The organism is Amycolatopsis sp. NPDC088138 (genome assembly GCF_044741685.1).
Taxonomy (GTDB): Bacteria; Actinomycetota; Actinomycetes; order Mycobacteriales; family Pseudonocardiaceae; genus Amycolatopsis.
Genome location: NZ_JBIUTB010000005.1, coordinates 447,095 through 466,326, shown reverse-complemented (window position 1 = coordinate 466,326; position 19,232 = coordinate 447,095). Strand labels below are relative to the sequence as shown.

Here is a 19,232-nt window from a genome sequence, read left to right as displayed (position 1 = left end):
GCCGCCGGAAGGTACTTGCCGGCCAAGTACTTCAGGCGCCGTAGACCGGCTCCGGGTCCACGGATTCCGCCAGCAGCTCCGCCACCACCGCACCCAGCTCCGCCGGTGCCCACCGCGCCCCCTTGTCGCGTTGTGGGCCGTGGCGCCAGCCGTCTGCCAGGCCCACCCGGCCGCCGTCCACCTCGAAGACGCGGCCCGTCACCGACGACGACTCGAGGCTGCCCAGCCAGACCACCAGCGGGGACACGTTCTCCGGCGCCATCGCGTCGAAGCCGTCGTCGGGAGCCGCCATGTCGAACGTCTTCTCCGTCATCCGGGTGCGGGCGGCCGGGGCGATCGCGTTGACCGTGACGCCGTAGCGGCCGAACTCCGCGGCCGCGACCGTGGTCAGGCCGAGGATGCCCGCCTTCGCCGCCGAGTAGTTGCCCTGGCCGACGCTGCCCAGCAGGCCCGCGCCGGAGCTCGTGTTGATCACCCGCGCGGTCCGCGTGCGTCCCGCCTTCGCCTCGCCGCGCCAGTACTCCGCCGCGTGCCGCAGGGGCGCGAAATGGCCCTTGAGGTGGACGCGCACGACCGCGTCCCACTCGTCCTCGGCCAGGTTGACCAGCATCCGGTCGCGCAGGAAGCCCGCGTTGTTGACCAGGACGTCGAGGCCGCCGAAGGCATCCAAGGCCGAACGGACCAGCGAAGCCGCGCCGTCCCAGGACGCGACGTCGTCGGTGTTCGCCACGGCTTCCCCGCCCGCCGCGCGGATCTCGTCGACGACCTGCTGCGCCGGGCCCGCTTCGCCGCCGCGGCCGTCCAGGGCCGCGCCGAGGTCGTTGACGACCACCCGCGCGCCCTCGGCGGCGAACGCCAGCGCGTGCGCCCGGCCGATCCCGCGCCCGGCGCCGGTGACGATCACGACGCGTCCTTCGACCAGCCCGTTCATCACTTCTCCTCCATCGCGTCCAGAAACGCCGGCCGCTCGCCGCCGCCGTGCACCACGAGCCGCGCGCCGCTGACGTAGGACGCCAGCGGTGAGGCCAGGAACACCGCGCACGCCCCGACTTCCGCCGGTTCGGCGAGCCGGCCGAGCGGCACGGTCGCGCCGAGCGCCGCGGGGTCGCCGTACCCGTTGTCCGTGCGCACCATGCCGACGTCGAGCGCGTTGACCCGCACCTTCGGCGCCCATTCCACGGCGAGCGTGCCGGTCAGGTTGTCGAGCCCCGCCTTCGCCGCGCCGTAGGACGCGGTCCCCGGCGACGGCCGCAGCGCGCTCACGCTGCTGATGTTGACGATCGCGCCACCGCGCTCCTGGCCCTGCATGACGGCGTTCGCGGCGCGCGAGACGATCAGCGGCGCCAGGAGGTTCAGCCCGACGACCTTCTCGTGGAAGCGCGGCGACGCCGTCGCCGTGTCCGCGAAGGGCGCGCCGCCCGCGTTGTTCACCAGGACGTCCAGCCGCCCGAAACGCGCGGAAATCGCCTCGACCAGCGGGTCGACGGCGTCCGGATCCCGGATGTCACAAGGGAAGAACGCCTCGCCCGGTGGCGACTCCGGCGTCCGGCGCGCGCAGGTCACGACCCGCGCGCCCGCCGCTTCGAAGGCCCGGGAGATCCCCAGGCCCACGCCACGGACGCCGCCGGTCACCAGGACGACCGCGCCGTCCAAGCCGAGTTCCAGGGCCACCGGTGACCTCCCGCTTTTGTCGTCCCGATGCTAACGTACCAAGCAAGTGCTAGGTTGTTAACCGCGAGAGGGTGCCGATGACGGTTTCGACGCACACCCCGGAGCCCGGGATCGCCGTGGTCACCGTGGCCGCTCCCCCGGTGAACGCGCTGAGCGTGCGCGGCTGGTTCGACCTCGCCGAGGCGATCGAGAAAGCCGGGCGCGACCCGTCCGTGCACGTGGTCGTCCTGCGCGCGGAAGGCCGCGGGTTCAACGCGGGCGTCGACATCAAGGAGATCCAGCGCGACCCGGGGTACGACGCGCTGATCGGCGCGAACGAGGGCTGCGCGGCGGCGTTCTCGGCGGTGTACGACTGCCTCGTGCCGGTGATCGCGGCGGTGCAGGGTTTCTGCCTCGGCGGCGGTGTCGGACTGGTCGGCAACGCGGACATCGTTGTGGCCAGCGAAGACGCGGAGTTCGGACTGCCCGAAGTGGACCGTGGCGCGCTCGGCGCCGCAACGCACCTGGCGCGGCTCGTGCCGCAGCACCTCATGCGCGCGCTGTACTACACGGCCTCGAAGATCAGCGCGCAGCAGCTGCACCACCACGGTTCGGTGTACGCCGTGGTACCCCGCGAAGAACTCGACGAGGCCGCGCTCGCCGTCGCCCGGCAGATCGCCGCGAAGGACACCCGCGTGATCCGCGCGGCCAAGCAGGCCATCAACGGCATCGACGTCCAGCCCGTGCACCGCAGTTACCGGTTCGAGCAGGGCTTCACGTTCCAGCTCAACCTCGCCGGCGTCTCGGACGGCGCGCGGCAGGACTTCCTCGAGAAGGGAAAGCCTTGAGCGACAAGCGGATGAGCGCCGACGACGTCGTCGGCGAACTGCGCGACGGCATGACGCTCGGCATCGGCGGCTGGGGTTCGCGGCGCAAGCCGATGGCGCTGGTTCGGGCCATCCTGCGGTCGCCGTTGAAGGACCTCACGGTCGTCTCGTACGGCGGCCCGGACGTCGGGCTCCTGGCTTCGGCGGGCAAGATCCGGCGGCTGGTCTTCGGGTTCGTGACGCTCGATTCGGTGCCGTTCGACCCGTGGTTCAACCGGGTCCGCGAAGCCGGAGAGATCGAGGTCACCGAGTACGACGAGGGCATCCTCGGTACCGGTCTTTCCGCGGCGGCGCAACGGCTTCCGTTCCTGCCGACCCGCGCCGGGCTCGGCTCCGACGTCATGACGTTCTCGCCGTCGCTGAAGACCGTCCGCTCCCCCTACGAGGACGGCGAGGAGCTGCTCGCCGTGCCCGCGCTGCGCCTCGACGCGGCGCTCGTGCACCTCAACCGCGCGGACGCCCGCGGCAACGCGCAGTACCTCGGCCCGGACCCGTACTTCGACGAACTGTTCGCGCTGGCCGCCGACAAGTGTTACGTGTCAACGGAAAAGGTCGTGCCGACCGACGAGTTGACGGCGACCGCGCCGGTGCAGAGCCTGCTGCTCAACCGTGCGAGCGTCCACGGCGTCGTCGAAACCCCGCGTGGCGCCCATTTCACGTCCGCCGCACCGGATTACGGGCGGGACGAACGGTTCCAGCGGCACTACGCCGCGGCGGCGAAGGACCCGGACGCCTGGCCGGCGTTCGCGGACCGGTTCCTGTCCGGTGGCGAAACGGACTACCAGCGGGCCGTCACGCGGTTCGCGGAGGAGGCGGCATGACGCGCGCGGACGTCGCGGTCGTCGCGTGCGCGGAGCTGTTCCGCGGCGACGGCGAGATCCTGATCAGCCCGATGGGCTACGTCCCGGCGCTCGGCGCGCGGCTCGCGCGGCTGACGTTCGAGCCGGACCTGCTGCTGTCGGACGGCGAGGCGTACCTGCTCGAAAGTCCCGTCGGCAAGCCGGTGATCGAGGGCTGGCAGCCGTTCCGGAAGGTCCTGGACACCGTGGTGCCGCACGGGAAGCGGCACGTCGTGATGGGCGCCAACCAGGTCGACCGGCACGGCAACCAGAACATCTCCGCCATCGGCGACCACGAGAAGCCGAAGAAGCAGCTGCTCGGCGTGCGCGGCGGGCCGGGCAACACGGCCAACCACCGCACCAGCTACTGGGTGCCGCGGCACAGCACCCGGGTGTTCGTCGACCACGTCGACGTCGTGTCCGGCGTCGGCTACCCCCGGGCACGCGAGGCCGGGCTGCGCTACCACGACGTCCACCGCGTGGTGACCAACCTCGGCGTGCTGGACTTCGGCGGGCCGGACCACGCGGCGCGGCTGGTGTCCACGCACCCCGGTGTCACGGTCGAGGAGGTTGTCGCGGCGACCGGGTTCCCGCTGGTCACCGACGACGTGGCGGTGTCGAGGGAGCCCACCGCCGAGGAGCTGGAGCTGATCGCCGAGCTGGATCCGAAGTCGTTGCGGGAGAAGGAAGTCCCGGAATGAGGACGCGGCTGACCGAGCTGACCGGCGTCCGGCACCCGGTCGTCCAGACCGGGATGGGCTGGGTGGCCGGGCCGCGGCTGGTGTCGGCGACGGCGGAGGGCGGCGGGCTCGGCATCCTCGGCTCGGCGACCATGACGTTCGACGAGCTGGAAGCCGCCGTCAAGGAGGTCAAGAGCCGGACGTCCGCGCCGTTCGGGGTCAACCTGCGCGCGGACGCCGACGACGCCGGCCGCCGCGTCGACCTGCTGATCCGTGAGAACGTCCGGGTCGCGTCGTTCGCGCTGGCCCCCAAGAAGGACATGATCGCGAAGCTGAAGGACCACGGCGTCGTCGTCGTGCCGTCGGTGGGCGCGGCGCGGCACGCCGAGAAGGTGGCGTCATGGGGCGCGGACGCGGTCGTCGTCCAGGGCGGCGAGGGCGGCGGGCACACCGGCGGGGTGGCCACGACGCTGCTGCTGCCGTCGGTGCTGGACGCCGTCGACATCCCGGTGGTCGCGGCGGGCGGGTTCTTCGACGGGCGCGGACTGGCCGCGGCGCTGGCGTACGGCGCGGCCGGGATCGGCATGGGCACGCGGTTCCTGCTGACGCAGGAGAGCACCGTGCCGGACGCCGTCAAGCAGGCCTACCTGGCTCGAGACCTGAACGGCACCGTCGTCACCCGAAAGGTCGACGGCCTTCCTCACCGTGTGTTGCGGACGGGACTGGTCGACGGGCTGGAGTCGTCCGGGACGCTCGGCGGCCTCGGCCGGGCCGCGGCGAACGCCGTCCGGTTCCGGCGGCTCACCGGGCTTTCGTGGGCCTCGCTGGTGCGCGAGGGCGTCCGGATGAAGCGCGGCGGGCAGCGGACGTGGGCGCAGGTGCTGATGGCCGCCAACACGCCGATGCTGCTGCGCGCCGGGCTCGTCGACGGTGACCTCGGGGCCGGCGTGCTGGCGTCCGGGCAGGTCGTCGGGCTGCTCGCGGATCTCCCCCGGGTGGGTGACCTGATCGAACGGATCGTGAGCGACGCCGAAGGAATCCTGCGCGGGCTGTGTGCTTGACTTTCGGGCATGATCTCGGAAAGCCGTTGCCCGGTGGAGGACGGTGAGCTCCAGGTCCGCCGCGGCGGCGAGGGGCCGGTGCTGCTGCTGATCTCGGGCGGTACCGGATCGGGTGACGCCTACCGCGCGCTGGCGAAACACCTGTACGAGCACTTCACGGTCGTCACCTACGACCGGCGTGGGCACTTCGCCAGCACGGACACCACGACGGGCCCGGTCCCGGTGGCGCTGCAGTCGGCCGACGCGCTGGCGGTGCTGAACCACGTGACGGACGCCCCGGCCCTGGTGTTCGGCTCGAGCGCGGGCGCCCTGATCGGCCTCGAGCTGGTCGCCCGCCACCCGGACCGCGTGTCGACGCTGGTCGCGCACGAGCCCCCGGCGGTCCACCTGATGCCGGACGGAAGCAGCTGGCTCGAAGCGGCGGCCGAACAGGTCCAGCTGGCTCGATCGGGTGAACTGATGACGGCGGTGACCCGGTTCGCCGACGCGATCGCGGGCGCCGCGCTGCCGAACCTGCCCAACCTCCGGCTGCCCCACGAGGCCGACTGGATCCGGTTGTTCGACCGCGAGCTGACGCCGTTCTTCGACTACCTGCCGGACCTGCGCGCGCTGCGCCGGGCGACCACGGAGGTCCTCCCGGTGGCCGGCGAGGGAAGCCGCGGCCGCTACCACTACCAGCCGGCGAAGATCCTGGCGCTGGAACTGGGCCTGCCGTTCACGGAGATGCCCGGGGCCCACCTGGCGCCGCAGCGGAACCCGATCAAGTTCGCGGCCGCGCTGCGGGATCTGCTCAGCCCGGAGAGCTGAACAGCGGGACGGACCGGCAATCCAGCAGCTCGGAGGGTTTTCCCCACCCTGTAACACGCATGTCCGCAGCAGCGACCTGCAAGCATCGAGTTCAGGTTCCCCAAGCCCCCGCCGAGCGAAAGCGCGAGCTTCTCCGCGCGCCGAGATACCGGATGACGTGTCGATGGACAAAGCGATAGTCGCGATCTTGGCCGTGATCGTCGGCGCAGTTGCCGGGATATTCGGCAATTGGCTGACCAAACCGGTCCGATTGACCAACAAGGTGGCCGTCGTCATCCTGTGCGTACTGGTCACAGCAGCCGCGGCGTTGGCCGTTTACGACAAGACCCGCGTGGACCCCCCACCCCACCAGGACACCTCCGCCGCAGGCGGGGCCACGCCGACGCCGACGCCGCCTGTTTCGCCGCCGACGTCGACGACCACAGCTCCGACCACGCCACCCGAGACCCCTCCCAGCAGTTCGGCGCACCCGCCGGACGGACCGGTCCCGGAGACTGCGGCGACCGCTGTGAAGCGCACCCAGTACCTGCAGGACACCCCGACTTCCGGCAGTCCCAATGTCCTGAACGCGAGTTCAGGCCTCACCATCCAAGGCAACCCGTATGCCCACGGGATCGGTATCGAATGTGCACCCGGTGCCGACGGCGGAGTGACCTATGTCGTCGGTTCCTTCACGCACATCCAAGCCACCATGGGCCTGGCGGACGGAGCACCGGATTCATCGGTGATCCGGAACGACACCTCGTGCCAGATCGAGTTCTCGAGCAACGGCACGGTCCTGAAAACCCTCACCGTGTCGCCGGCCAAGGCACCCAGCACCTTGGATTTCACTTTCGGCAAAAAGGGGACACTCACGATCAAGTGTTACCTGTCCGCGTCGAACGGAAATTACCTCTACGGTTTCGGCAATGCGGAATTGAGCCAATGATTCCTCAGACCACCCGGGTGCCGTCCTTCCAGACCTCCCGGATGTTCCCGGCCAGCCCCGGGAAGTCGTACGGGTCCCCCGCCACCACCACGAGGTCCGCGCGCAGGCCCGGCTCGATGCGGCCCAGCTCGCCGTCCAGGCCCATCAAGCGGGCCGCCGACGATGTCGTCGCCTCCAGGACGTCGCCCGGGGTCATGCCGCACGCCGCCATCAGGGTCAGTTCTTCGAGGTTCGTGCCGTGCGGGCCGACGCCGCTGTCCGTGCCCATCGCGATGCGGACGCCCGCCGCGTACGCGCGGCGGACCGAGTCGCGGTGGGCCTCCACCACCTCGCGGGCCTTGGCAACGACCGCCGTGGGCAGGTCGACGCCCGCGTCCGCCGCGCGGACCACGTTCACCGGGGCGATCAGGGTCGGGACCAGCCACGTGCCGTGGCCGAGCATCAGCTCGATCGCCTCGTCGTCCAGATAAATTCCGTGCTCGATCGAGCGGACGCCCGCGCGGACGGCGTTCTTGATGCCCGCCGCGCCCTGCGCGTGCGCCATCACCGGACGGCCCTGCGCGGCCGCCTCGGCGACCAGGACCTCCAGCTCCTCCGGCGTGTACTGCGAGTGCCGCGGGTCGTCGCGCGGCGAGAGCACCCCGCCGGTCGTGCACACCTTCAGCACGTCCGCGCCCGCGCGCAGCAGGGTGCGGGCGACGCGGCGCATCTCGTCGGGGCCGTCGGCCCTCGCGTCCGGGCGGCCCGGGTGCGGCACCAGCAGCGGGACGCACATCCCGGACGGGCTCCACGCGTCGCCGTGGCCGCCGGTCTGGCTGATCAGGCCGATCGAGATCTGCAGCCGCGGCCCCGGGATCAGGCCGTCGTCCACGGCCTGCTTGATGCCGAGGTCGGCGCCGGAGGCGTCGCGGACGGTCGTGATGCCCAGCCCGAGGGTCGCCCACAGGTTCCGGGCGGCCTCGTAGAACTGGTACGAGAACGGCTTCTGCACCCGCGCGAGCAGCCCGATGTCGGACACCGTGACGTGCACGTGGCAGTCGAACAGGCCCGGCAGCAGCACCGCGCCGTCGCAGTCGACGCTCTCGTCGCCGTCCAGATCGGTGCCGACGTCGACGATCCGCCCGTGTTCGACGGCGACGTCGGCCGCCGCCGGGTCCGCCCCGGTGCCGTCGAACACCGAACCGCCGGTGAAGACCGTGCGAGTCACGCCGCCTCCTGGGGAGAAGCCTGTCGTTGGACCAGCTGTCGTTGGACCAGAGCGGCCAGTGCGAGCACGACGACGTTCGCGCCGAGCCCCACCAGGCCCACGTTGACCGTGCCGACCAGGTGAGTGTCCACAAAGGTCAGCCAGATGACCACGAGCTCGCCGGCCACCAGCCCGGCCAGCACCGGGCCCTTGCCGACCGGCACGCGCCGGAAGAAGCCCAGCAGGTTGGCCGGCGCCAGCTGGACCGAGCCCGAATAGGTGAGCAGCAGCAGGTTGGCCAGCAGGTCCGGCCGGAAGATGCCGAGCACGAGGGCAAGGGTACTCGCGACCACAACCGTGCCGTGGTTGATCCAGAACTGCTTGCGGCCGCTGCGGACACGGACTATGTTGCGCGCCACCAGCGACGAGATGCCGATCAGGATCCCGGCCGCCGGGACCATCGCGGTGGCCGTCGCGGCGACCACGACGACGCCGGTCACCCAGCCGGGCAGGGCGTCCTTCGACAGGGTCAGCAGTACGCCGTTCGGGTCTGCTTTGTGAGAGGCGCTCCCCTTGGGTACCACGAGGATCGCCGCGAACCCGATGACCATCGGCAGCAGCAGGCACAGCTCGTACACCGGCATCCAGGCGTAGTTGCGCCGCAGCACCTTCGGGTCCCGCGCGGACATCAGCGCCGGCCACGAGTGCGGCAGCGTCATCAGGCCGACGCCGATGGCGCTGACCAGCATGCTCGTGATGAACCAGACGTGGTCGTTGGCTCCACTGTGGACGATCAGCTTCTCGGGGTGCAGCTGCTCGATCTTGTGGAACACCGCGGGGATCCCGCCCGCGAAGTGCGTCGGCACGGCGATGATGAGCACCACCAGCGCGACCAGCATGACGCCGTCCTTGAAGTAGGAGGTCGCCGCGACGCCGCGCAGCCCGGCCCACAGCACGAACGCGACGATCAGCACGCTGCCGGTCACCATGCTGAGCGTGCCGGACGCGTTGTCGCCGGTGACCAGCCGGACGATCAGGCCGAGCCCGGTGATCTGCAGCTGCAGGTACGGCAGCACGAAGATCACGCCCAGCACCGCGGACAGCGTGCCGAGCGTCCGGCTGGAGAAGCGGTCCTCGAGGAAGTCGCCCTGGGTGAGGTAACCGCGGTCCTTCCCCATCGTCCAGAGCCGTTTGGCGAGGAAGAACAGCACGACGTAGGCGATCGGCACGTACGGCAGCGCGTACATCGCGGCGACCCCGCCGGAGAACGCGAGCCCGGCCATGCCGAGGAAGGTGAAGGTGGTGAACACCTCCCCGGCCTGCAGGAACCACATGGTCATGGCGCCGAAGCGACGTCCGCCGACGGTCCATTCGGCCAGGTCGGCGACGGGCTTGCGGCGGCCGACGAAGCCGAGCACGCCGATCAGCACGATGCCGACGAGGGTGAAGGTGAGGATCATGCGTCGTCCTCCTCCCCCGCCGCGCGCAGCAGGCGTTCGGACCACAGCAGCGCCGGGGTGAACATCAGGCACCAGAACGCGCCCCACACCACCATCCGCGGCAGCCCGAGCCACAGCCCGGTCGTGTTGACGAACGGCAGGAACGGCATCAGGACGAGCGCGAGCACCGGGAGCAGCGGCGGCCAGTGGTAGCTGCGCACGGGGTCACCCCGCCCGGATCTCGAGCCGGCGGACGGCGAGCTCGGCCAGCAGCGCGGCGCCGTCGCCGAGCACGCTGTCGTCGAACCTCGCGCGGGGTGAGTGGTTGTCCGGCGCGGTCGCCGGGTCCGTCGGGCAGGCACCGAGGAACAGGTACGCGCCGGGCACGCGCTCGAGCACGCGGGAGAAGTCCTCCGACCCGGTGATCGGTTCGGCCATCTCGGTGAACCGCTCTTCGCCGAAGACGTCGCGGATCGTGTCCGCGACGAAGTCGTACGCGCCGGCGTCGTTGACCGTCGCCGGGTACTCCGGCTCGTACGTGACGTCGATGTCGAGGCCGTGCGCGGCGGCGATGCCCTGGCAGACCTGGACGGCGCGCTCGCCGACGCGGGCCGCCGTCTCCGGCGAGAACGAGCGCAGGGTCGCCTCGAAACGCGCGTCGTCCGGGATGATGTTGCGCCGGGTGCCGGCGTGGAACATCCCGACGGTGACGACGACCGGGTCGAAGACGTCGAAGGTACGCGTCACCATGGTCTGCAGCGCGGTCACCATCTCGCAGGCGGCCGGGATCGGGTCGCGCGCGTCGTGCGGGGACGAGCCGTGGCCGCCTTCGCCGAGGACTCGGACGGCCAGTGCGCCGGACGCTGCCATGAGCGTGCCGGGGCGGGCGGTGAACTGGCCCTTCACGTAACTCGCGGCCGAGACGTGCAGGCCGTACGCGGCGTCGACGTGCTTGCCGGACGCCGTCAGGACGCCCTCCTCGATCATGTGCCCGGCGCCGTCCCAGCCCTCTTCGCCGGGCTGGAACATGAACACGACGTCGCCGGGCAGGCCGTCCTTGCGGGCGGCGAGCAGCCGGGCCGCGCCGACCAGGCCCGCGGTGTGCAGGTCGTGGCCGCAGGCGTGCATGGCGCCGTCGAGGGTCGAGGTGAACTCCTCGCCGGTGGCCTCGGTGACGGGGAGCGCGTCCATGTCGCCCCGCAGGAGAACCGTGCCGCCGGGCTTGCCGCCGCGGAGGACCCCGGTGATCGAGGAGAGGTTCTTGCCGAGGGTGAGTTCGAGGCCGAGGCCGTCGAGCGCGGCGAGGACGCGCTCCTGCGTGCGCGGCAGGTGCAGGCCGATCTCGGGGATGCGGTGCAGGTCACGGCGCAGGGAGACCAGATCGTCGAGCAGGACGGCGGCGTCGGAGCGCAGAGTCATCCGCCGATCATGCGAGAGTCGAGCACAATGGCTGGGAAAAACCCACAGAACCACCGTTTCGAGGACCGATGAGCGAAGAATCCGCCATGTTGGACGAGCAGGACCTCAAACTGGTCGACGCGCTGCAGGCGGCGCCGCGGGCGTCCTGGTCGACGCTCGGGAAGGCGCTCGGGCTGGGCGCGGTCACCGCCGCCCGGCGCTGGGACGGCCTCGTCGAACGCGGGGACGCCTGGCTCACGGCGTACGCGGGTGGCGAGCTCACCGCGCAGCTCGCCTTGGCCTTCGTCGAGATCGACTGCGCGCCCGGCACGACCTTGCGCGTCGCCGGCGAGCTGGCCTCGGACGTGCACGTGGTGACCGTCGAATGTGTGGCCGGGCCGGGTGACCTGCTCGTCCACGTCGTCGCGCCGACGTTGCGGGAGCTGGGCGCGCACGTGCTGGACCGGGTGGCGGCGACCCCCGGCGTCACGCGGGTCCGGACGGTCCTGTCACCGCGGATGTTCACCGAAGGCAGCCGGTGGCGGGTGCGCGCGATCTCGCCCGGGCAACGGGAAGCGCTGACCCCGAAGCCGGTGCGGCACCGCGCCCCGCTGCGGTTCGACGAGGCCGACCGGGCGTTGATCCTGGCGCTCGGCGTGGACGCGCGGGTGTCGGCGGCGGCGCTGGCGGCCGAGCTCGGCGTCGGGGCGACGACCGTGCGGCGCCGGCTGGACGCGCTCCTGGCCCGGGGCGCGATCCGCGTGCGGTGCGAGATCGCGCGGTCGGCGTCCCCCGCGCCGGTCACGGTGACGCTGTGGCTGCGGGTGCCGCCGGACAAGCTGGAGACGACGGCGCGGTCGCTGGCCATGCTGCCGGACGTCCGGATGTGCGCGGCGGTGTCCGGGGAGGCGAACCTGATGCTGGTGGTGTGGCTGGCGGCGCAGCACGACACGGTGGCGCTGGAGGGACTGATGGCCGCGAAGCTGCCGTGGCTGGAAATCACCGGCCGGGCCGTCACGCTGCGGAGCGTCAAGCTGATGGGCCGGCTGCTCGACTCCGCCGGGCGGGGCGTCGGCCGCGTCCCGCTGGACTTCTGGGCCACGGTCCCCGTGCCGGAGCACGGGGACCGCAGCTGAGCCGGTCCGGGGGATGAGGGGGGTGAGGTGGAGGGAAGCATCCACCGGACCGGGGATTGCGGAACGGCCCGCGACCGAGGGGGCGGTCGCCGGGCCGGGATCCGGGGCGGAGCGTGGAAGCTCGGAGACCGGAATCGCGGGACCGTAAGCGGATCTCGCGTGACTGGGGACGTGACTCGCGTGATTGAGGACGGAAGTCGCGTGTCCAGCGGGGCATCTCGTGTGTCTGGAGGGGCATCTCACGTGATTGGAGAGGCATCACGCGTGATTGGGAGGTCGACTCGTGTGATTAGGGGGTCGGCTCGTGTGGTTGGGGGGAGTTCCGGGCCGGCGGGCGAGGGGGGTGAGGTGGAGGGAAGTCGCCTGCCGGACCGGAACTCGGGGCGGGATCTGCATCCCGCGACTCTCCTCCTTCGCCTGATCCGAAGTGGATCGTTGTGGGGGAACGGAATCCCGGCCCGGTGGACGAGGGGGGTGAGGTGGAGGGAAGTCGTCCACCCGGCCGGGGCTCGGGGGGCGGGACCGTGGTCCGGCGGACTTGGGGGGTGAGGTGGAGGGCGTCCGCCGGACCGGGTCTCGCGGTTTTACCGCACCGGCCCGGTGGGTAAAGGGGGGTGAGGTGGAGGGGAAACACCCACCGGGCCGGTAACTCACGAACGGGACCATGGTCCCGCGTACTGCAACCGTCCCGGCGAACGGGGGGGGTGAGGTGGAGGGAAGTGTTCGCCGGGCCGGGGATCGTGGGGGCGGGTCAGTACCCGCCCGAAGAGGACGTCGCGACTGCCTGCTGGGCGTCGGGTCTGCGGGCCGGGTCGACCTTGCAGCCGCTGGGTTCCACGGCGTACCAGGTGTTCCCGACGCCGTGCCCGTTGGCTTCGCCGGGCGCGTCGTCCTTGCTGTAGCTGTAGACCGGCCAGCCGCCGACGGTCACCTGCATGGTGCCGTCGGAGCGACGGATCTGCCCGATGAGGGCGGTGTCGACGCTTTCGGCGACCGTGATCCGGCCGTCCACCCGCACCGGCGGCCACGTCTTCGCGCAGGCGCCGTCGCATGTGGACGTTCCGGAGTCCTTGCCGTCCTTGGTGAACAGGTAGAGCGTGTTGCCGGCCTGGTCCGTGAGGACCGGGCCGAGGCCGCCGACTTCGCTGGTGCCGATCGTGGTCGGCTTCGCGGGTTCGGTGGACGGAGAAGCCGAGCCCTGGCCCGCCTTCTCCCCCGTCGGCGTGATCGCCGCCCAGTCCGCGCTGACGTTCTGGCCGAGCGCGACGCCCCGGCCGGTGTCCTTGGCGTACCGGTAGACCGGCCAGCCGCCGACGGTCACCTGCTTCTGCCCGTCGGGTCTCGTGACCTGGCTGATGAGCTGCGTGTCCAGGCCGGCGGCGAGCGCCGGGGTGTCGGAGACCAGCGGGGGCCACAGTTCGGCGCAAGCCCCGTCGCAGACGGCCTTCGGGGGCTTGGCGCCGTCCTTCGCGTACCGGTAGAGGGTGTGGCCCTCGGTGTCGGCCAGGACCGTGCCGAGACCCTCCACAGTGGAGGTCACGAGCTGGACCTGACCGGCACCGGCCGGAACCGTGCTCGCCGGTTGCTGCTGCTGAAGTCCGAGTGCGGCCGGCTGCACGTTCGTGCCGGACGTGGCGTACGGATTGGTCCCGCAGGCCGTGACCAGCGCGAGGCCGGCGACGGCGAGCAGAGCGGCAGCGACCGGGCGAGCACGGTTCATGACGTTCACCCTTCTTGGAGCGATGGCCGATTTTGTTTTGGCAGAGCCGTTATTCCGCGCAGGCCTTGCCCGAGTTGACGCAGTTGACGAGGCGGTTCATGATCTTCTTGCTCATCACGTTGCCGAAGTCGTCGTGGTCGGACCGCGGGTTGTGCTTCTCCTGGGCGAATGCGTCCACTTTGTACTGGCCGTTCTGCTGGACGTCCTGCGGGACGTCGTAGACCAGCGTCACCTGCAGCTGCGGGATGTTCTTGAACCCCTGCGGGCACTTGCCCTGCTGGTTGGCGAACACCACGTGGGTGCGGTGGTTCGCGCTGTCGGTGTTCTTGCCGTCCCAGCAGTTCGGGAAGGCGTGGATGCGCTCCACCTTGCTGCCCGCCGGGCAGATCGGGTAGAGGTCGGTCAGCCGGTCCTCGAACCCGGTGCAGGTCCAGCTGGGCCGGGCGTTGGCCGGGCCGTTGGTGCTCTGCTTGGCGTCACCGTAGAGGATCTTCAGGCCGAGCGGCATCGCGACGACGCTCCTGGCGCCACCGCCGATGAACTTCAGGGTCGCGGACTCGGGCTCGACGATCTCGCCGTCGTTGTCGCCGACCTCTTCGTTCGCGCCTTCGGGGCCGCCGAGCTCTTCGGCCGGGGGTGCCGCGGCGCTGCTGCTCTGGTTGCCGTTCTGGCCGCCGTTGTTCTGGCCGCCGTTCTGACCACCGTTGTTCTGGCCGCCGTTGTTCTTGCCGCCCTGGTTCTGGTTGCCGTTCTGGCCACCGCGGCGACGGTCCTGCGCCTGCTGGTCCTGCTGGGCGTTCTGGCCGTCCTGCTGCTGGGCGTTCTGGTCACCGCGCGTCGCGCCGCCACCGGTGTTCTTTTTCTTCTGCTGGCCGTTCTGGTCCTGGGCGTTCTGGTCCTGCGCGTTCTGGTCCTGCGCGTTCTGGTCCTGAGCGTTCTGGTCCTGAGCGTCCTGGCCGTTCTCGTCCTGAGCGGCCTGGTCCTGGGCGTCCTGGCCCTGGCCGGCAGCGTCGGCCGCCTGGGCGTCCGCGGCGCTCTGGTCCTGCTGGACGTCGCCGGTCTTGCCCTGCTGCTCCTGCTCGGCCTTCTGGTTTTCGCTCTCGTTCGCCGCGTTGTCCTCGCGGTCGATCCGGATGACCGGCCAGAAGTAGGCGGACTGGTCACCGTTCTTGCAGGTGGTGTCACCGGCGAGCAGGCTCTTGAGGCTCGAGTCGGCGTCGGTGGTCACGTTGCCGACGTAGTCGTGCAGGTGCTGCGCACCGTTCTTGATCCCGGGCTGGGCGATGAAGTTGTCCGGGTTGTGGTGGGCGCCGTCGGCGTTCGTTCCGCAGTCGACGGTGAAGGAACCCTGGGTTCCCTTCTTCGCCAGGGCCGCGTTGACGTTGTTGCCGGCGGGAACCTTGTTGATGTCGATGAAGAACGACGGGTCAGCCGGGTCCGCGCTGGCCTCGCCCGTGCGGCCGGTCGAGACCGCGACGGCGAGTGCGCCGACGGCGATCGCCAGGCCGATCGCGCCCATCGCGATCTTGGTTCGACGGGCAACACGATGCTTGCCCGTCACGGGGGACCGAGAATTCCGGGGCATGGACTAGTTCACCTCGTTCGTTTTTCCGGGCGCGCCGAACAGCGCGGCAGCCCGGGCAAGAACTACCGATAATTGAGGTCTTGATGTGGTGCGGAACCCGGGGGAAGTGATGTCCGGGGCCCTCCGCCGAATGCTCCGGCGTCGCTGCCCGGCGCCACTTGGTTCCGGCTCGGGTGTCTATCGGGGTGCATCAGGGGGATGCATTGGGGGATACGGACGCCAGTGGCGCGAGGTTCAAAAGCGACCGGCCCGTTATCTTTTCGTTATCTAACCCGGCGCAACCGCGCAGCATTCACCCAGGTCACCGGGTGAGTAGAGAGAAAATGATTCAGCGTTGCAATATTCAGCGCTGCACCATGACGAGGACGGTGCCGTCCTCGCCACGGACCTCGAACCGGCCGATCTGGTCCATCGGCGTCGAGGTGGACCCCTGCAGGCGCAGCGGTTCGGGCGAGCCGGGAATGCCGAAGCCCTTGGGCGGCACGGACCAGCTGGCGACCACACCCTCGCCGCCCGAGACGGAGACGGCGATCAGCTGGCACTTCAGCGGCCCGACGATCCCGCGCAGCTCGAGCTCGATGCGGCTGCCCCACTCCACCGGCAGGACGGTCACGAGGGCGCTGACGGCGGACCCGCCGCTGCCGCGGCCGTAGGTCTGGCCGTTGCCGGGCTGACCCGGCGGCGGGGTGGACGTCGCGGGGACGCTCGTCACAGGCGGCGGCTGCTTGCCGCTCGGCGCGGAGAGGGAGGCGGGCGGGACGGCGTCGGCCGGCCGGACGGCGAGGGTCACGAGCGGGCCGGCCACGACGAGCGCGGCGGCCGCGGTCCCGGCGATGATGCCGAGCCGCTTGCGACGGCGGCGCTTGACCGACGCCTCTTCCATCAGGCCGCGCAGCACGCGGGGCCCGGGCGCGAGGGTGCGCGGGCTGGGCGCCGGCATCGGCGGCTCCGGCCAGCTGCGTTTCACGAGGTCGAGGACGTCCGGCAGCTGGTACAGCTCGATCAGGTCGAGCTGGCAGTGCGGGCAGTTCATGAGGTGGGCTTCGAACTGGGTGCTCTCGGCCTCGGTGAGGACGCCGAGCACGTACGCGGCGACGTCGGTGTGCGCGGACCCGGCCAACCTCAGCTCACCCCCGCTCACGCAGGGCACGGCGCAGGGCGCGGACGGCGTGGTGGATGCGGGACTTGATGGTGCCCGGGGGGACCCCGAGGGTGGCCGCGACCTCGTTCACGGTGCGATCGCGCAAGTAGGTCTGCTGGATGGCCTCGCGCTGCTCGGGCGAAAGTCCCTGCAGCGCTTCGTAAACGATCATGGCGGCGAGCGTGCGGTCCGACTCGTCGGAAACCGCGATCGCGTCGGATTCGATCTCTTCGAGCTCCTGGGGACGGACGCTGCGGCTGCGCCAGCCGTCGATGACGGTGCGCCGGGCGACGGTGAACAACCACGCGCGCAGCATCTCGGGCTGGCGGTCGAGCTTGTCGGCGTTCCGCCACGCCTTGATCAGGGTCTCCTGCACGACGTCTTCGGCCCACTGCCGGTCGTGGCCGGTCAGCCGTAGCGCGAACGCCATGAGGGACCCGCCGAACTCCTGGTAGAGCGCCTTCGCCAGATCGTCATGGGCGTCGTTGGGCTCAACAACGACTTCCTGATCTTCGACGGGTCTCAGCGCTCGAGTGTGCCGTCCCACGCGGCACATCTTGGTGCGCCGGACGGCCTACGTCTAGTGCCAAGTGCCGTGCAAGAGCGACCGAAAGTTTTTTGAACCGTTTCCCTACCGTGTCCGTATCCCCTACCGAAGACCCCGACAAGGCGTTGTCCCCCGCAACGCTCCGCATCCACCCCGGACCAGTCGTCCACAGTGGATCTTTCGCGCGCTTTTCCGTTGCACCCCCGGCAACAGCGCGTAGTCATGCCCCACGGAGGAGCAGTGATCCGCATTCCCCGACCGGTGGTCCCCGCCGCCGTGTGCCTCACCGCACTCGCTCTGCTCACCGCCTGTACCGCCGGCGCCGCGACCACCTCAGGTGGTTACGCCGCAGGTGGCGGCGCCGGGATGCAGATGCCCGCCCAGCAACCGGGCCAGATGACCCTCGCCATGCCCCAGCCGATCACGGCCAACCCGAACGACCCGGCTAAGAGCCAGCTCCGCGCCGCCAAGGCGTTCGACCTGGGCCCGATGCTCGTCGACGGGACCGGTTACACGATCTACCGATACGACCGCGACACGACCGACCCCTCTCGGTCCAACTGCAACGACGCGTGCGCGACCAAGTGGATCCCGGTCAACGTCGGCGGACCCGCGCCGATCGGCGTCGACACGTCCCTGATCGGCCAGATCACCCGCGAAGACGGCAGCCAGCAGGTCACCCTCGCCGGCTGGCCGCTGTACCACTTCACCGGCGACAGCGAACCGGCCGACACCGCCGGCCAGGGCGCCGACCAGGCGTGGTTCCCGATCGCGCCGGACGGCAAGAAGATCACGCTGACCCAGGACGAGTGGAGGCAAAATGCGTTCGGCATCTGAGTTCACCGCGCCGGAGCTCTACCCGCCGTCCGCTCTCGAACGCTCCCGGCCGCTGGTCCGGATCCTGTTCGTGGTGGTCGCGGTGCTGGCGCTGCTCGCGCCGGGCTCGGCCTCGCTCGCCCAGACGACGTCGGTGTCCCCCACCGACTCGGTGCTGCTGACCAAGGTCCGCCAGGCCGGGCTCTGGGAGATGCCGTCGGGCATGATGGCGATGCAGAAGGGCAGCCCGCTGGTCAAGGAAGTCGGCTTCGCGATCATGATGGATCACGGCCGGCTCGACGTCGCGACCCGCGCGCTGTCGGCGAAGCTCAACTCGCCGGTGCCCGACCAGCCCTCCGACGAACAGCGCGGCTGGCTGCTCGAAGAGATGAACGCGGCCCCCGGGCCGGCGTTCGACCGCGTCTTCGCCAACCGCCTGCGCGCGGCGCACGGCCAGGTGTTCGCCATCCTGGCGCAGCTGCGCGCCGGCACCCGCAACGACGACGTCCGGGCGTTCGCGACCGTCGGCAACCAGGCCGTGATGCGGCACATGACGATGCTCGAGAGCACCGGCATGGTCGACTACACCGCACTCCCCGAGCCCGCGGTCTCCACGACCGCGGCACCCGCCGGGGCCCCGCTGGGCCTCGACACGTCCCAGATCGCCGTGGTGGCGGCCCTGTTCCTGCTGGTCGGCGGTGGCCTGTTCTACGTGCTGCGCCAGATCAAGGGAAACCGCAACCGCGCGCGGACCTCGTCCCGTCCGGCCACCGCGGTTCGTGCCGGGAGCAGTCATGGTTGAGACCTGGCACGACGCGACGATCCTGATCACCCAGCAGTTCCAGCCGAAGACCGACCCGGCGGCGCGGGGCCTCGCGGCCTTCGCGGCGCGGGCGTCGTACGCGGCGATGATGCTGACCCTCACGTGGGGCGTGCTCACCGCCACCGGCTGGGTGCGTTCGGTCACTGGCCGCAAGGCCCTGCGCAGCTCGCACATGGTGCTCGCGACCGGCACGCTGATCTTCGGCGGCATCCACGCGCTGGGGTTCTTCTACCTGACGATCCAGCCCTACTCCCTGCAGTACCTGTTCCTCCCGTTCCTGTCCGGCCAGGAGATCCGGCACAGCATCGGCATCGTCGGTTTCGAGGTGATGCTGGCCATCGCGCTCACCGCGGGCCTGCAGCGGTTCACCTCCTACCGCCGCTGGCTGTGGCTGCACCGCTGCGCCTACCCGGCCGTGGCGCTGACCGCGTTGCACGCCTGGTTCGGCTCGATCGCCAACGGCCACCTCGCCGTCGTCTGGCTGGGCGGCATCACGCTGCTCATCCCGGCGGCGACGCTGTCGCTGCTGCGGTTCCTGCCGGCCCGGACCCTGGAACGCATCGGACTCGTGGAAGAGCAGGTGGCCTGA

20 protein-coding genes are annotated in these 19,232 nt (G+C 70.8%); 10 read left to right on the top strand and 10 right to left on the bottom strand.

Translation table 11 applies throughout. The features are described 5' to 3' along the window. Nucleotides 1-31: 31 nt before the first annotated feature. The gene (locus ACIOD2_RS28715) at nucleotides 32-931 is read right to left on the bottom strand and encodes an SDR family oxidoreductase (protein WP_400544521.1); all 900 of its coding nucleotides are present in this window, start codon (nucleotides 929-931) and stop codon (nucleotides 32-34) included. Next, on the bottom strand, nucleotides 931-1,671 hold the full coding sequence (locus ACIOD2_RS28710; RefSeq protein WP_400544518.1) for an SDR family oxidoreductase: 741 nt from the start codon (nucleotides 1,669-1,671) through the stop codon (nucleotides 931-933). Before ACIOD2_RS28710 ends, ACIOD2_RS28715 begins: the two co-directional genes overlap by 1 nt. A gap of 77 nt (nucleotides 1,672-1,748) precedes the next feature. Between ACIOD2_RS28710 and ACIOD2_RS28705 the strand changes: the two genes are divergently transcribed. The 6 genes from ACIOD2_RS28705 (at nucleotide 1,749) to ACIOD2_RS28680 (ending at nucleotide 6,852) form a co-directional block, all read left to right on the top strand. Then, nucleotides 1,749-2,498, top strand: coding sequence for an enoyl-CoA hydratase family protein (locus ACIOD2_RS28705; protein WP_400544515.1), 750 nt, complete (start codon nucleotides 1,749-1,751; stop codon nucleotides 2,496-2,498). Continuing rightward, nucleotides 2,495-3,358, top strand: a complete 864-nt coding sequence (locus tag ACIOD2_RS28700; protein ID WP_400544512.1) for a CoA transferase subunit A — start codon at nucleotides 2,495-2,497, stop codon at nucleotides 3,356-3,358. Before ACIOD2_RS28705 ends, ACIOD2_RS28700 begins: the two co-directional genes overlap by 4 nt. Further along, nucleotides 3,355-4,077 carry a CoA-transferase subunit beta gene (locus ACIOD2_RS28695; protein WP_400544510.1) on the top strand — a complete coding sequence of 241 codons (723 nt, stop codon included), beginning with the start codon at nucleotides 3,355-3,357 and terminating at the stop codon, nucleotides 4,075-4,077. Before ACIOD2_RS28700 ends, ACIOD2_RS28695 begins: the two co-directional genes overlap by 4 nt. Further along, nucleotides 4,074-5,117, top strand: a complete 1,044-nt coding sequence (locus ACIOD2_RS28690) for an NAD(P)H-dependent flavin oxidoreductase (protein ID WP_400544507.1) — start codon at nucleotides 4,074-4,076, stop codon at nucleotides 5,115-5,117. The genes ACIOD2_RS28695 and ACIOD2_RS28690 overlap by 4 nt, the downstream gene beginning before the upstream one ends. Nucleotides 5,118-5,126: 9 nt before the next feature. Then, complete coding sequence (locus tag ACIOD2_RS28685) at nucleotides 5,127-5,924, top strand: alpha/beta fold hydrolase (protein WP_400544504.1); 798 nt, start codon at nucleotides 5,127-5,129, stop codon at nucleotides 5,922-5,924. 187 nt (nucleotides 5,925-6,111) lie between these two features. Next, on the top strand, nucleotides 6,112-6,852 hold the full coding sequence (locus ACIOD2_RS28680) for a hypothetical protein (RefSeq protein WP_400544501.1): 741 nt from the start codon (nucleotides 6,112-6,114) through the stop codon (nucleotides 6,850-6,852). Nucleotides 6,853-6,856: 4 nt separating this feature from the next. Here the strand turns inward: ACIOD2_RS28680 and ACIOD2_RS28675 are convergent, their stop codons facing one another. From ACIOD2_RS28675 to ACIOD2_RS28660, 4 genes are read right to left on the bottom strand one after another with little or no spacing between them, the layout of a single operon-like run. Continuing rightward, the gene (locus ACIOD2_RS28675; protein ID WP_400544498.1) at nucleotides 6,857-8,059 is read right to left on the bottom strand and encodes an amidohydrolase family protein; all 1,203 of its coding nucleotides are present in this window, start codon (nucleotides 8,057-8,059) and stop codon (nucleotides 6,857-6,859) included. Then, nucleotides 8,056-9,498, bottom strand: a complete 1,443-nt coding sequence (locus ACIOD2_RS28670; protein WP_400544495.1) for a sodium:solute symporter — start codon at nucleotides 9,496-9,498, stop codon at nucleotides 8,056-8,058. The genes ACIOD2_RS28675 and ACIOD2_RS28670 overlap by 4 nt, the downstream gene beginning before the upstream one ends. Then, on the bottom strand, nucleotides 9,495-9,698 hold the full coding sequence (locus tag ACIOD2_RS28665; protein ID WP_323337624.1) for a hypothetical protein: 204 nt from the start codon (nucleotides 9,696-9,698) through the stop codon (nucleotides 9,495-9,497). The genes ACIOD2_RS28670 and ACIOD2_RS28665 overlap by 4 nt, the downstream gene beginning before the upstream one ends. Nucleotides 9,699-9,702: 4 nt before the next feature. After that, a complete protein-coding gene (locus tag ACIOD2_RS28660; protein ID WP_400544490.1) occupies nucleotides 9,703-10,896 on the bottom strand; it encodes a M20 family metallopeptidase in 1,194 nt (397 codons plus the stop codon). Between the two features lie 68 nt (nucleotides 10,897-10,964). Here ACIOD2_RS28660 and ACIOD2_RS28655 point away from each other — a divergent pair, with 68 nt between their 5' ends. Beyond that, the gene (locus tag ACIOD2_RS28655) at nucleotides 10,965-12,011 is read left to right on the top strand and encodes an Lrp/AsnC family transcriptional regulator (RefSeq protein ID WP_400544487.1); all 1,047 of its coding nucleotides are present in this window, start codon (nucleotides 10,965-10,967) and stop codon (nucleotides 12,009-12,011) included. A gap of 751 nt (nucleotides 12,012-12,762) precedes the next feature. Here the strand turns inward: ACIOD2_RS28655 and ACIOD2_RS28650 are convergent. From ACIOD2_RS28650 to ACIOD2_RS28635, 4 genes are all read right to left on the bottom strand, one after another. Beyond that, nucleotides 12,763-13,731, bottom strand: a complete 969-nt coding sequence (locus tag ACIOD2_RS28650; protein WP_400544484.1) for an SCO0930 family lipoprotein — start codon at nucleotides 13,729-13,731, stop codon at nucleotides 12,763-12,765. A 49-nt stretch (nucleotides 13,732-13,780) separates the two neighbouring features. Further along, a complete protein-coding gene (locus tag ACIOD2_RS28645) occupies nucleotides 13,781-15,316 on the bottom strand; it encodes a DUF1996 domain-containing protein (protein WP_400544481.1) in 1,536 nt (511 codons plus the stop codon). Between the two features lie 343 nt (nucleotides 15,317-15,659). Further along, the gene (locus ACIOD2_RS28640) at nucleotides 15,660-16,457 is read right to left on the bottom strand and encodes a zf-HC2 domain-containing protein (RefSeq protein WP_400544478.1); all 798 of its coding nucleotides are present in this window, start codon (nucleotides 16,455-16,457) and stop codon (nucleotides 15,660-15,662) included. Next, on the bottom strand, nucleotides 16,444-17,004 hold the full coding sequence (locus ACIOD2_RS28635; RefSeq protein ID WP_323337612.1) for a sigma-70 family RNA polymerase sigma factor: 561 nt from the start codon (nucleotides 17,002-17,004) through the stop codon (nucleotides 16,444-16,446). The genes ACIOD2_RS28640 and ACIOD2_RS28635 overlap by 14 nt, the downstream gene beginning before the upstream one ends. A 240-nt stretch (nucleotides 17,005-17,244) precedes the next feature. Between ACIOD2_RS28635 and ACIOD2_RS28630 the strand changes: the two genes are divergently transcribed. From ACIOD2_RS28630 to ACIOD2_RS28620, 3 genes are read left to right on the top strand one after another with little or no spacing between them, the layout of a single operon-like run. Beyond that, a complete protein-coding gene (locus tag ACIOD2_RS28630) occupies nucleotides 17,245-17,841 on the top strand; it encodes a hypothetical protein (RefSeq protein ID WP_400544475.1) in 597 nt (198 codons plus the stop codon). After that, nucleotides 17,825-18,622, top strand: a complete 798-nt coding sequence (locus ACIOD2_RS28625; protein WP_400544472.1) for a DUF4142 domain-containing protein — start codon at nucleotides 17,825-17,827, stop codon at nucleotides 18,620-18,622. The genes ACIOD2_RS28630 and ACIOD2_RS28625 overlap by 17 nt, the downstream gene beginning before the upstream one ends. After that, complete coding sequence (locus tag ACIOD2_RS28620) at nucleotides 18,615-19,232, top strand: ferric reductase-like transmembrane domain-containing protein (RefSeq protein ID WP_392762028.1); 618 nt, start codon at nucleotides 18,615-18,617, stop codon at nucleotides 19,230-19,232. Before ACIOD2_RS28625 ends, ACIOD2_RS28620 begins: the two co-directional genes overlap by 8 nt.